Origin of the sequence: Methylobacterium sp. CCH7-A2, from assembly GCF_001557075.1 — a bacterium.
Taxonomy (GTDB): Bacteria; Pseudomonadota; Alphaproteobacteria; order Rhizobiales; family Beijerinckiaceae; genus Allobosea; species Allobosea massiliensis.
The window spans coordinates 20,197-31,468 of the sequence record NZ_LSKN01000209.1 but is presented as its reverse complement, the minus strand read 5'-3'; the positions used below and the strand labels follow the sequence as shown (position 1 = coordinate 31,468).

General features: G+C 68.6%; 13 protein-coding genes. 4 read left to right on the top strand and 9 right to left on the bottom strand.

Going from position 1 to position 11,272, the window contains the following annotated elements:
• Positions 1–479: 479 nt before the first annotated feature.
• Together AX750_RS15810 and AX750_RS15805 are read right to left on the bottom strand one after the other, a co-directional pair.
• A complete protein-coding gene (locus tag AX750_RS15810) occupies positions 480–932 on the bottom strand; it encodes a DUF302 domain-containing protein (RefSeq protein WP_082734992.1) in 453 nt (150 codons plus the stop codon).
• A gap of 31 nt (positions 933–963) precedes the next feature.
• On the bottom strand, positions 964–1,821 hold the full coding sequence (locus AX750_RS15805) for a radical SAM protein (RefSeq protein ID WP_245282413.1): 858 nt from the start codon (positions 1,819–1,821) through the stop codon (positions 964–966).
• Positions 1,822–2,126: 305 nt separating this feature from the next.
• On the opposite strand from AX750_RS15805, the gene AX750_RS15800 reads away from it, so the two are divergent.
• Both AX750_RS15800 and AX750_RS15795 read left to right on the top strand, forming a co-directional pair.
• A complete protein-coding gene (locus AX750_RS15800; RefSeq protein ID WP_067254673.1) occupies positions 2,127–2,708 on the top strand; it encodes a sigma-70 family RNA polymerase sigma factor in 582 nt (193 codons plus the stop codon).
• The gene (locus AX750_RS15795; protein ID WP_067254670.1) at positions 2,698–3,333 is read left to right on the top strand and encodes a DUF1109 domain-containing protein; all 636 of its coding nucleotides are present in this window, start codon (positions 2,698–2,700) and stop codon (positions 3,331–3,333) included. Before AX750_RS15800 ends, AX750_RS15795 begins: the two co-directional genes overlap by 11 nt.
• A 76-nt stretch (positions 3,334–3,409) precedes the next feature.
• Here the strand turns inward: AX750_RS15795 and AX750_RS15790 are convergent, their stop codons facing one another.
• The 6 genes from AX750_RS15790 to AX750_RS15765 form a co-directional block, all read right to left on the bottom strand.
• Positions 3,410–4,543 (bottom strand): FAD-dependent oxidoreductase, encoded by a 1,134-nt coding sequence (locus AX750_RS15790; protein WP_067254666.1) that lies wholly within the window; start codon positions 4,541–4,543, stop codon positions 3,410–3,412.
• A complete protein-coding gene (locus tag AX750_RS15785) occupies positions 4,540–5,244 on the bottom strand; it encodes a TIGR04282 family arsenosugar biosynthesis glycosyltransferase (protein ID WP_067254663.1) in 705 nt (234 codons plus the stop codon). Before AX750_RS15785 ends, AX750_RS15790 begins: the two co-directional genes overlap by 4 nt.
• Before the next feature lie 196 nt (positions 5,245–5,440).
• On the bottom strand, positions 5,441–5,998 hold the full coding sequence (locus AX750_RS15780; protein WP_067254659.1) for a rhodanese-like domain-containing protein: 558 nt from the start codon (positions 5,996–5,998) through the stop codon (positions 5,441–5,443).
• Positions 5,999–6,051: 53 nt separating this feature from the next.
• Positions 6,052–6,387: a hypothetical protein gene (locus AX750_RS15775; protein ID WP_156449789.1), complete on the bottom strand. Its 336-nt coding sequence runs from the start codon at positions 6,385–6,387 to the stop codon at positions 6,052–6,054.
• Positions 6,388–6,421: 34 nt separating this feature from the next.
• The gene (locus AX750_RS15770; RefSeq protein WP_067254652.1) at positions 6,422–7,147 is read right to left on the bottom strand and encodes a VTT domain-containing protein; all 726 of its coding nucleotides are present in this window, start codon (positions 7,145–7,147) and stop codon (positions 6,422–6,424) included.
• A gap of 16 nt (positions 7,148–7,163) precedes the next feature.
• Positions 7,164–8,642 (bottom strand): FAD-dependent oxidoreductase, encoded by a 1,479-nt coding sequence (locus tag AX750_RS15765; RefSeq protein WP_066735467.1) that lies wholly within the window; start codon positions 8,640–8,642, stop codon positions 7,164–7,166.
• A gap of 495 nt (positions 8,643–9,137) precedes the next feature.
• Between AX750_RS15765 and AX750_RS15760 the strand changes: the two genes are divergently transcribed.
• A complete protein-coding gene (locus tag AX750_RS15760) occupies positions 9,138–9,770 on the top strand; it encodes a hypothetical protein (RefSeq protein ID WP_066721422.1) in 633 nt (210 codons plus the stop codon).
• Between the two features lie 6 nt (positions 9,771–9,776).
• On the opposite strand, the gene AX750_RS15755 is transcribed toward AX750_RS15760, so the two are convergent.
• Positions 9,777–10,631: a metallophosphoesterase family protein gene (locus tag AX750_RS15755; RefSeq protein WP_066721420.1), complete on the bottom strand. Its 855-nt coding sequence runs from the start codon at positions 10,629–10,631 to the stop codon at positions 9,777–9,779.
• A gap of 147 nt (positions 10,632–10,778) precedes the next feature.
• Here AX750_RS15755 and AX750_RS15750 point away from each other — a divergent pair, with 147 nt between their 5' ends.
• Complete coding sequence (locus tag AX750_RS15750; protein WP_066721418.1) at positions 10,779–11,165, top strand: hypothetical protein; 387 nt, start codon at positions 10,779–10,781, stop codon at positions 11,163–11,165.
• The last annotated feature ends 107 nt before the right edge of the window (positions 11,166–11,272 follow it).

Sequence of the window (11,272 nt, the reverse complement as noted above, 5' to 3'; positions counted from 1 at the left end):
AAGCCGGCACGCGGTGGCTCTGCGAAGCTACACCACCAGCAGGGACACGACCCCCAGCCATTTGCTCACTTTCTGAGACAAATGGCTTCAGGCCCTCCGAGATTGGTTGGATCCGTGAGTGTTCTGCGCACCTGTCAGGTGTCCGAAAACGCAGAGGTCCACCAGACAGGTCCACCGCACCGACGCTGCGTCTGATGGACCACGTTGGCGAGGGTGACGAGCTTTTCGCGACGGCGCGGGGCCACGACTCTCTTCCGGCACAAACGTCCCCCACGACCTAAAAGCCCTAATCGGGGCTGCCAAAAGGTCATGTCCCATGCGTGGTGTCGCCGGTGGCAATCGTCGGCGATGGCCGGTTACGCCGCAGGCCCGGCAGCCATGGGGTGGGCCGGTGTGGAAGGTTAAAGCCTACTGACCTGGCCCAGGGCGGGAGCGTCCCGCCTTCGAAGGAATGTTTCGATCGTCACGACCGCAGCCGGTCACTGACCGCTGGCGGCTTTGGCGAGGCCGGCGAGCGCGCCGGCCATCGCGGTCAGCGGCTCGTCCTGTCCGGTGATCCGATAACGCTCCTTCAGCGCCGAGGGCGGCGCATAGCCGATCATGACCTTCCCAATCCCGTCCTGCCAGATCAGCATCTTCATCGGCAGTTCGATGGCGACCGATGGCTGGGCCAGCATCAACGGCGTGCCGAGACGCGGGTTGCCGAACATGATGACCTCGGTCGGCGGCATGTCCAGCCCGGCGGCCTTGGCCGCGGCGGCGTGGTCGATCCGCGCGGCGATGCGGATGCCGCGCTTCTCGAGTTCAGCCGCCAGCCGGTCCGAGGTCTCCTTCACGGCGAACCGGCTTTCGACCGTAGTGAGGTTCTGGGACAGCGCCGTCGCGCTCGTCAGCAGCAGCGCGGCAAGACTCATGACCAATGCACGTGTCATCTGGTGAACTCCGACTGCGCGGTTTTGGGGATCAGGATTTCTTCACGCCGCAGGCCGCACCGCCCAGGACACAGAAGGTCGCGCAATGGCGATGGTTCAGCGGCACCGGGACTTTCGCCTGCTTCAGCGTGCGGCCAAGCTCGAACCGCTCGTCATAGGCAATCAGGGTACAGGCCACGACCGCCGGCGCATCGGCGCCCTTGCGCCGCACGACCATTCGCGAGGTCGCGCACATCACGTCGTCCGGGCTCTTGTCGAGGATGCCCCAGCACGCGTCGGTGATCTCCGGCGGGTTGGCGTCGGGGGTCATCTCCGGAAAGATCACCAGTTGGACCGGGTCGTTACAGTCGACCGCGATCGCCTCGCGATCGAACAGCGCGCGATAACCCGCGCGTGCGACCGCTTCCGGCTCGGCGTCCAGATGCCGACCGGCGATCTCGATCTGGAACCCCTCCCTTGACAGGAAGCGCAAGCCCTCCATCGCCTTGGCAAAGGAGCCAACGCCGCGCTCCGCGTCGTGGATGGCGGCATGATGGCTGTCGAGGGACACGCGAAAGCGCAGCAACCCGCCATGGGCCTCGCGCAGCCGAGTGAGTTCCTCCCGGCGCCGCATCATCGGGCGCATCGCGTTGGTGAGCACGAGCGTCTCGAAGCCACGCTCCAGCGTCTTCGTCAGGATCGCAACCATGTCGCGGTTCATGAACGGCTCGCCGCCGGTGAAGCCGATCATCCGGACCGGCAGCCGCTCGTCCCGCACTTCATCCAGATAGGCCGTGACATCGGCGAGCGAGAGGTAGACCAGCCGATCGTTGCTGGGGGAACTCTCGATGTAACAATTCTGGCACTTGATGTTGCATAGCGTGCCCGTATTGAACCACAGCGTCTCCAACCGCTTGAGATCGACGCGCGCGCGCCGTTCGCCCTTTGCGGTCCGCACAGGATCGACAAACTTGGCGGTCACGAGGGTTGGCGTGTTCACATACGGGCTCCGACGCTAGGCACGATAAGATACGCGCCCGGCGACCGCTTCGTTACACTGGCCCTGTGCTTTTTGTGGTGAGGCTCGGCGCGCAGGGCATCGGCCGACGGTGAATGCGCTGCCCTGACGAGCCGGCAGCCCTACACGATCGCCTCACGCAAAGCTGCTTTGCGGCCTGGCGAAGCCGCCTGTAACGAACCGGCAGTGCGGCCCGAATGAGTGGATGCTGCGTGCAAGACCGCCAGCCAGAACGCGAAGACGAATGGAGCCGCCTCATGCGACTGGCGCTCGATGGCGACCAGGTCGCCTACAGGATGCTGTTGCGCGCCCTGGTTCCGCATCTGCGTGGCAGGGTGCGGCAGGTTCTGATGCGCGCGGGACGTGGGCAGGCGGATGTCGAGGACATCGTTCAGGAAACGCTGCTCGCCGTCCATCTGAAGCGCGCGACCTGGGACCGGTCGATGCCGCTGACGCCCTGGCTCAACGCCGTGACGCGTCACAAGACTATCGACCTCCTGCGCCGCGTTGGCGCGCGCGGCGAGGTCGATCTCGACGACGCCGTGGAGACCCTCGCCGCGCCTGACGACGGCGGCGAGAGCCAGCTCGATGTGCAGCGCATGCTGTCGGCCCTCGACGGGCGCCAGCGTCAGATCGTGGAGCAGGTGTCGCTCGCCGGACGGAGCGCGGCGGAGGTCGGAGGTCAACTCGGCATGAGCGAGGGTGCGGTGCGGGTCGCGCTGCATCGGGCCCTGAGACAGCTGGCCCGCACCTTCAAGGGGAGAGCCGATGCGGACTGACGACATGATCGACCTGCTGGTCCAGGATCTGCCGAACCAGCCGAAGCCCGTCAGCACGATCCTGCTACGCTGGTGGCCGACGGCGGCGGCGCTCGCAGGCGTCGGCTTCCTTGGGATCATGGGCGTGCGCCCCGATCTCGTCACGGCGGGCCTGGTGCCGACGCTGGTGAAACTGATGCTCGGTGCGCTGATCGCCCTGACGGCCATCGCGGGCGCGCTCGATCTCTCCCGGCCGGAGGTCCAGGCTCCGGCGGCCTCAAAATGGCTCATCGCCGTCGTCGGGTTCCTCGGCCTCGTCGTGGCGACCGATCTGCTGCGCCACGGTCTCGACGACGGGTGGGCGAGGCTGTTCGGCAAGGGCATCGTCACCTGCCTGACGCTCGTTCCGGCCCTGGCGGCCCTGCCGCTGATCGCCTGCCTCACGATCCTCCGGCGGGGAGCCACGACCGAGCCCGTCGCCGCCGGCGCGCTGGCCGGCCTCGCCTCCGCCGGCCTCGCGATCTTCGCCTATGGCCTGTTCTGCAATGAGGACAGCCCGCTCTTCATCGCGACCTGGTACAGCCTCGCCGCCCTGATCGTTGGCCTGGCGGGGGCCGCACTGGGCCGCGCCATGCTGCGGTGGTGACGCACCGTCCTGCTGTCGCGTCTCTTTTCACGGAACCGGACATGACGGCGCGGCGGGAACGATGCTCCCGTGAGGGTCAGCGCCGAAATTCCGAAAAGCGCCGCATGAAGCGTCTGTCGATCCAGTCTTTCCAGCGCCAGACCCAGCGGCCCTCGACCGCGAACCAGCCGCCGCGACCGGCGATGGCGGACCCGTCGCCGGTCATCAGGATCGTCAGATAGTTGCGGTCCGGCCGATGCGGCGCCAGCACCTCGCCGCGTGCCCTGCGGCGCAGGTTGGCTGTGAGCGCCGCACCCTGTCGGACGGCGAACACACCGGCTTTCGGCGTCGGGTCTTCGGCCACGGTCGCGCAGTCACCGACGGCGAAGACCGCGGAATCGTCGATGCAGGTCAGGCACCGCGTTGTCTGAACGAATCCATGGCGGTCGGTAGGAAGCCCGGTCGTGGCGAGCCAGGAGGGAGCGCGCGCGGCGGTGGATACGAGCACCGCATCGGCCGTGACGAAGCGCTTGTCCTGCGCGCGCAGGCCTTGCGCATTGATCTCGACGACACGGAAGTCGTCCAGCAGTGTCACGCCATGACGGGCCAGCGCGGCTCTCGCCCGCCGGCGCACGCCGTCATTGAGCGTGGCGACGAGCCCGTTGCTCGCGGCGAGACCGATCCAGAACGGCCGGCCCTTCGGATCGAGCCCCGTCAGCCGCGCCTTCAACGCCAGCGCAAGCTCCACCCCGGCCGCGCCCCCGCCGACCAGGACGATGCGGCGCGGGCCATCGGCCCTGGCGGCCGCCTCCAGAAGCGCGTCCAGACGCGCGATGAAGCTGCTGATGGGCTTGACCGGGATGCCGTGCTCCTCGGCGCCGGCGATGCCCGAAAGATCCGGCGTGATGCCGACATTGAGCGAGAGCGTATCGTAGGGAACACTGGCACCGTCCTCCGTCGTCACCGTCCGCCGGGCGCGGTCGATCGCGGCCGCCGCGGAGCCGACCAGCGTTACGCCGCAGACCTCTGCCAGCCGACCGAGGTCGATATGCATCTCGGCATGGCTGTAGATCCCAGCGACATGGCCGGGCAGCATGCCCGAATAGGGCGTCAGCAACCGGTCGGTCACCAGCGTGATCGTCATGCCGGGTTCGGGCTGCTGCGCCAGCGCGCGGATCACCTGCACATGGGCGTGCCCCCCGCCGACGAGAACGAGCCGGTGGCCCGTCATGGCCGCGCCTCCGCCATGCCGGCCAGAGCGGCGCGGGTGAAGGCTGCCGCGGCGTCGCCGCTCGCCAGGCTGGCGCGCAGCCAGTCGAGATCGGCGGCCTCGTCGATGTCGCGCTGCGGCGGCAGCATCTGCACGGTCAAGCCGGCCGCGTCGGCGCGGCTCAGCGTCTCGCGCAGCACGCCCGACGTGCTCCATGGCATTGGTGCGAAGAGGGAGGCTGCCGCCTCCAGCGAGCGCACACCGATCAGGCAATAGCCGCCATCGACGCTCGGGATAAGCACGATCCGGCGGTCATTGCCCTCGCGAAGGCTGCGCGCGGCGGCGGCGATGGCCTCGCCCGTGATCAGCGGAACATCCGCGCCCATGATGATCGCGCCGCCCTGGCAGCGCTGCAGCAGCCGGGCGAGAACGTCCTGCATCGTCGCGCCGAGGTCGCCGGTATCGGCAAACTCCAGAGGCCATCCCGGCCCGAGGATCGCGCCGATCTCGGTTGCGGCATCGGCCGGGCGAAAGAACGCCGCACGGTCGAGCCGCTGCAGCCGGGCTGCCGCGACGGCGGCGGCAGCACAATCCTTGAGGAAGGCGCGCGCCAGGCGCGCCGCCCTGTCGGAGCCGATGGCCGCGGCCAGCCGGGTCTTGGCCGTGCCGGGCCGCGGCGGCTTGCACATCAGGCCGAACCCGATCGGCGCCTCGCTCGGCATCACGACGCCCCCTCACGCGTGGGGCCGCCGCGCGAGACGGCGCGGTAAGGCCCCGGATCGGGTAAACGCTCGCGCCAGACCACTGCGATCACCCTCGGCACCCCAATGCGGACGCCGAGCCTGGCGAGCAGCGTTGATCCGCGGCAATCCCAGGCGGATCGACCTGTCACGGAGACGTCTGGACCCGTAGCGGCCGTCAACGCGGTGTCGTCCTGGCCAGCAACTGGCCCCAGCTGGCGTCAAAGTGATGCGCCTTGCCGGGGCCATCGCCCTTCACCAAGGCGCGGCCGTCCGCCGCCCAACGGAATATGCCGCCGCGCAGATTGTAGACGCCGCCGCCGGCGTGGGGGGCGATCTGCTTCAGCGTTGCCGTCATCAACTGCGAGGAGCGCACGCCGACAGCGCAATAGAACACGACCGGCCCGTCGCCCAGCCGATCGCGGTGAAGACTGAGGATTTCGGCGGCCGAGCTGCCGGGTTCGATCCGGATCGCGCCCGGCAGGTGGCCGGCATCGAACTCCTCCTGCGTGCGCACGTCGAACAGCATGGCCTCGCCGCGCCCTAGCATGGCGGCCAGGCCCGCGGGTTCGACCTCCGGAACCGGATGACGTCGAGCCACCTCACGCTCGACATCCTCCAGCGACACGCGCGGATCCGTCGGGTCGAGCGTCCAGGGAGCCAGCCGGGGCTGTGCCGTCACGACAAGGATGGCTGCGCCCGCCGCCAGGGTCGTGGCGGCCGCCGCTGCGACCAACAGCCGTGTCCGGTTAAGGCGTGTCATCATGGAGCGGTCCGTCATCTGCGGGCTCAGCCGCGCGGCGCCGGGACGGGGCGGAGCCCGTTCAACGACCAGCCATAGTCGTCATCGGCGATCCGCCGCGATCCGGCGAGGCGCTGGGCCAGCGCCGGCTCGACATAGCGGCGGAAATGCGCGATCAGCCCGGCATCATTTCCGCCTAAATCCGCGATGAAGTCGACCCGGTTGACCCCATCGGGGCTGGCGCCGACATAGCGCCCAAGGAGCCGGTCATAGGCTGCATCGACATCTCTGGCCTGGGCCCAGGCCGGGCCCGCGAGGACCATGAGTCCGAGGCCGAGCACGGCGCGCCGGGTGAGCCTGTGAGATCGGATGTCGGCGGTCATCATGGCTCTCCTTACGGATGGACGCTGGCGGACGTTACGACCCGGTCTGGTTTTCTCGGGCCGCAAGGCGCTTCCGGATCGGGATCGCGACCAGAGACAGCGCAGCCAGCCCCACGAGGCCACCGATGATCTGCGGTGTGAGGATGGAGCCGGGCGACACTGCGCCGCCCTGATCGAGAACCGAGCCGAGCCCCGCGCCCGCCAGCGAGAATACCGCCGTCCCCGGCATGATCCCGAAGAAGGTGGTCAGCACATAGGTCGCGAGGGGTACGCCGACGAAGGCCGGCACCAGATTGACCAGGACGAACGGGAAGAGCGGCACCAGCCTCAGCACGAGCAGATAGGAGGCGGCGTTCTGGCGGATGCCCTCCGCCAGCCTCGCCGCCGGGGCACCGAAGCGGTCGAGCGCATTGTCGCCGAAGAGGGCCCTGGCGAACAGGAAGATCAGCGTCGCTCCGATCGTGGCACCGATCACGGTCAGCAGCGTGCCGAACACCGCTCCGAACAGGAACCCTCCCGACAGTGTCAGGAAGACCGCGCCGGGCATCGAGAAGGCGACAGCGGCGACATAGACGGCGACATAGGCCAGCGCAGCGGCCAGATGGTTCGCCTCGACCCAGTTCGTCAGCGTCACGCGATGGGTCCTGAGCGTGTCCAGCGAGAGATAGCTCGCAACCCCGGTCTGCCGGACGATGAGGATCAGGGCGAGCGCGGCCAGGGCGAGCCAGAGGCGCCGGTCGGTGAGAAGGCGGGCCATCATGAGCTGTCTCTCGGGATCAGCGCAGGAAACGCTGGACGAAACCGACGACGCGGCGCGTCGCGGAGCCGAAGAGCTTCGGCGTGTAGTAACTGCCGGCGGCGCGCTTCGAGATCTCCGACAGCGTCGGATAGGGCAGCACCGCGCTCGCCACAGCCCCGATCCGAAGGCGAGACGCGATCGCCAGGGCCCAGGTGCCGATCAGTTCGCCCGCGCGGGGTCCCACGATCGTGGCCCCGAGGATCCGGCCCTTGCGGCCCAGAACGACCTTGGCCAGCCCCTCGGTGGCGCGCTCCGCCTGGGCCCGGTCGTTGAGCGCGAAGGACCAGGTCAGGATCTGGACGTCATGGCCGCCCTTGCGCGCCTGCGCCTCTGTGAGACCGGCATGGGCGAGTTCGGGATCGGCATAGGTCACCCAGGGCAAGGCCGTGTAGTCGACCTTGGCGGGCAAGCCGAACAGGGCGTTCCGGATGACGATGCCGGCATGATAGCCGGCGATATGGGTGAACTGCGGGCCACCCGAAACGTCGCCGATGGCGAAGATCCGGCGGTTGCTGGTGCGAAGACGCGCGTCGACCGTGATCCCCTTCGGCGCGAAGGCGACGCCGGCCGCGTCGAGGCCGAGGTTTTCGACGTTCGGGCGCCGGCCTGCCGCGACGAGCAGGTGGCTGCCCGCGACGCACCGTCCAACGGCGCTGTCGCCATCGAGCGTGACCGTCACGACCGGGCCGTCGCGCCTGACGTCGCTGATGCCGACCTTCTCGAGCAGTGTCACGCCGTCGCGGAGGAGCGCGGCGCGGACGACCTCGACGGCCTCCGGCTCATCCCTGGCGAGGATGCCGAACGTCTCGATCACGGTCACCCGCGAACCCAGGCGACGGAAGGACTGCGCCATCTCGATGCCGATGGGTCCGCCACCGACGATGATCAGATGCTCAGGGCGCTCCCGCAGCTCGAAGACGCTCTCATTGGTAAGATAGCCGGCGTCCGAGAGGCCGGGGATCGGCGGCACGGCGGCGCGCGAGCCGGTTGCGATCACGAAGCGGCGCGCCAAGATCGTTTCCCCGCCGGCCTCGACCGTATCCCGGTCGAGGAAACGCGCCGCCGCCTTGATGACATGCACGCCGAGCCGTTCGAACCGCTCGACGCTGTCATGCGGCGCGATCGCGCCGATCACGCCATGCACATGGGCGTGAACCTCTTCGAAACGGATCTCGGGCTCGGCGGCATGGACACCGAAGCGCTGGCCGTCACGCACGGCCTGGGCGGCATGGGCCGCAGCGATCAGCGCCTTGGACGGCACGCAGCCGGTGTTGAGGCAATCGCCGCCCATCTCGCCCTTTTCGATCAGGACGACCGAAGCGCCCATCTGCACAGCGCCGGCCGCGACCGACAGCCCGCCGGAACCCGCACCGATGATGCAGAGATCGGCTTTCAGGACTCCGTCCTGCCGCAAGGGGCGCTTCGGCGGGAGCGAGGCAGGTGCAGGATCGGCCATGGGGGTCGCTTCGGGACGCAGACTTCGGGTTTGACAGCGTGTTCGCGCCGGATCCGTATGACGTTACGCGGTTCACGGCTTCGTGTCGGCCCTGTCGTGACCTCAGTCGGGTCCCGCGGACCGCGCGGCGGTTTTTCTGACGTCAGCAAGGTCGTGAACGGCATGGCCATCTTCGACGGCTAGGGCCCGACGCCCGAGCGGACCTATCGCCGGCCCGAGCGCTGGCAGGGCGGGTTCAGGCATCGCGGCACAGGCTGGGCGCTGCACGCTAAGGCGTATGCGCTCGAGGAGTTCGCCGGCTGGGCGAGCCGCTGATCTGGCGGGCTCGCCTGCTTGTTTCGCGAGGTTGACCTGAGCTTGTGCGTGCCTGATCAGAAGTCGCTGCAGCTCGAGGGCGCGCGCCCATCATCCTGCAAGCGTTGCAAAGCGACGATGTGCGACGTCGAATGTTACGGCTCCGACGGGCGTCGCGGACATCGACATGGGGCCTGGTCTATGATGCACGACACCGTGACGCTGGATGTCCGTCCGCCCGAACCGCGCGCTGAGGGCGCGCTCGTCTCCGTGATCATCCCGTTGGCCGAGCACGAGGGTGTTCCGGAAGCGCTGCTGGCGACCCTTCCCAAGACCTTCGAGATCATTCTCGCGCGCGGGGGAACGCGCGCCTCCAGCATGAACCAAGCGGCCTCCGTCGCTCGAGGGCGCCATCTCTGGTTCGTGCATGCCGACACGACGCTCGGCGAAGATGCCGTGTCGAAGCTGCTCATGGGGCTGCAGGAGCAGCACGCCGCGTTGCGCTATTTCGACCTGCGCTTTGACGGCGGCGGCCTGATGCGTCTGACCGAAGGCGGCGTCCGTTTCCGTTCACGGGTTTTCGACCTGCCCTTCGGCGATCAGGCGCTGTGCCTCCCTGCCGCGACGTTCCATGCCCTTGGCGGTTACGACGAGACCGCGGCGCATGGCGAGGACCACCAACTGGTCCGCGACGCCCGGCGCGCAGGCCTGGCGATTCAGCCTGTCGGCGCGACGGTTACGACCAGCGCCCGGAAGTATCGCGACCGGGGCTGGCTCCGGACCACCTTCCTCCACCTGAGACTCACCCTTCTGCAGAGCCTTCGGGCGTCCTGAAACCGGTCAGACCGCAGGGAGCGCCCGGGCGGGCTGGCGCGCCGGCCAGAGCGTCGACGCTTCCGTGATCGGCCGTCCCGTCTCGGCGCGTTCGCGATCGGGCAGGACGTCGAGACTGGGCCAGAGCCCGGTCGCAAGCGCTTTGCGGTAGCTTTCGGGCAGGCCGGCGCTGCGCATGGCGGCCTGTGCGCCTTCATGATCATAGGGCAGGGCCCGATGCGCGATGGCAAGCCCAGCCTCTGTCTCGCTGACGATGCTGAACCAGACACGCGGCGTGCCGTCATTGGCCGGCATCCCGATGACGCCCGGATTGTGCCAAAGTCGCCCTCCGAGCAGTTGGGTGAAGGGCAGGCCCGAATGGCCGCCGATGACGCCATCACCGCCAAGCGCGTCGAGACTGCGGCGCTTCTCGCCCTCGGGCGTGCCCGCGAAAATGAAGCTGTTGATGGAGTGGGCCGAGCCGTGGATCGCCGCGAGGCTCCGCCCGCCGATCTGCAGGTCGATGCGTCCTGGCAACGAGGCCAGCCAGCGACGCTGGTCGGGCCTGACGACACTGTCGGCGAAGGCATACCAGGCGGCCGATAATCTGGCGCAGGCGCTGTCAGGCTCGAACCCGCAGCCGCAGTCGCTCGCGCTCGCGCCCAGCTGCTCGTCGCAATTGCCTCCGACCACGGCGATGCCGCTTTCGCGGATCAGATCGATCGTCTCGACCGGATTGCCGCAATAGGCCACGAGATCGCCCGTGCAGAGCATCCTGTCCGGAGGGATGCCAAGCCGCCCGGCCTCCGCCAGCAGCGCCTGGGTGGCCTGCAGGTTGCCATAGGGGCCGCCGAAGAGCAGCCATGTCCGATCGCGCGTCATCGCATCCCTGTCCGTGACGATCCGGTATTCGCTCTGTCGTGGCGTAACGTTACGGGCCCCGCGCCCGTCATTTCTCGGTACCGGCAAAACCCGCCGCGGACGACCCTCCAGGGCCTGGTCCGGTCCGGCGCCGCACAGGGATAAGCGATGTTGAACCGCCGCTCGTTGTTTCTGGCCGGTGCGGCCGCCATCGCCCCTGTAGGCTATGACAGGCTCCCCTCGACCCACGACATCGTCCGGGCGCGGCCGGGCCTCGCGATCGGCGCAAGGCCGGAGCGGGCCACGGAGGTGCGGGCCTCCTTCGCCGATCGGGGCTCGACCTCCGGCGGGCTGATCCCGACGCGTTGTTTCCGGAGCTGCGGCATCGACCCGAAAACGGTCTTCCGATGCCGCCATGGCGCGTCGCATCCCGCCGACGTCATCGTCGCCGGCAACGCGCACGTCGAACTCGCAATCCATTTCGACGGGAACTTCAACGCCATGGCGGAGCGCGGCCTGGCCCCAAATGGCGACTCGGCGCTGGGAAGAGGCTGACATGCTGCGACACCGGGTGGCCACCTGATCATGGCGATGGCTTTGGCCATCGGCTGTGGCGGCAGCGCGCAGGCTGAGGACCTCTTGCGTCGGCCGGATGGCGAGGT

Excerpts from the sequence above, each read along its gene's own strand:
- AX750_RS15800 (WP_067254673.1), top strand. The coding sequence starts at position 2,127 with ATGAGTGGATGCTGCGTGCAAGACCGCCAGCCAGAACGCGAAGACGAA.
- AX750_RS15785 (WP_067254663.1), bottom strand. The coding sequence starts at position 5,244 with ATGCCGAGCGAGGCGCCGATCGGGTTCGGCCTGATGTGCAAGCCGCCG.
- AX750_RS15770 (WP_067254652.1), bottom strand. The coding sequence starts at position 7,147 with ATGATGGCCCGCCTTCTCACCGACCGGCGCCTCTGGCTCGCCCTGGCC.
- AX750_RS15755 (WP_066721420.1), bottom strand. The coding sequence starts at position 10,631 with ATGACGCGCGATCGGACATGGCTGCTCTTCGGCGGCCCCTATGGCAAC.
- AX750_RS15775 (WP_156449789.1), bottom strand. The coding sequence starts at position 6,387 with ATGACCGCCGACATCCGATCTCACAGGCTCACCCGGCGCGCCGTGCTC.
- AX750_RS15760 (WP_066721422.1), top strand. The coding sequence starts at position 9,138 with ATGATGCACGACACCGTGACGCTGGATGTCCGTCCGCCCGAACCGCGC.
- AX750_RS15750 (WP_066721418.1), top strand. The coding sequence starts at position 10,779 with ATGTTGAACCGCCGCTCGTTGTTTCTGGCCGGTGCGGCCGCCATCGCC.
- AX750_RS15795 (WP_067254670.1), top strand. The coding sequence starts at position 2,698 with ATGCGGACTGACGACATGATCGACCTGCTGGTCCAGGATCTGCCGAAC.
- AX750_RS15810 (WP_082734992.1), bottom strand. The coding sequence starts at position 932 with ATGACACGTGCATTGGTCATGAGTCTTGCCGCGCTGCTGCTGACGAGC.
- AX750_RS15790 (WP_067254666.1), bottom strand. The coding sequence starts at position 4,543 with ATGACGGGCCACCGGCTCGTTCTCGTCGGCGGGGGGCACGCCCATGTG.
- AX750_RS15765 (WP_066735467.1), bottom strand. The coding sequence starts at position 8,642 with ATGGCCGATCCTGCACCTGCCTCGCTCCCGCCGAAGCGCCCCTTGCGG.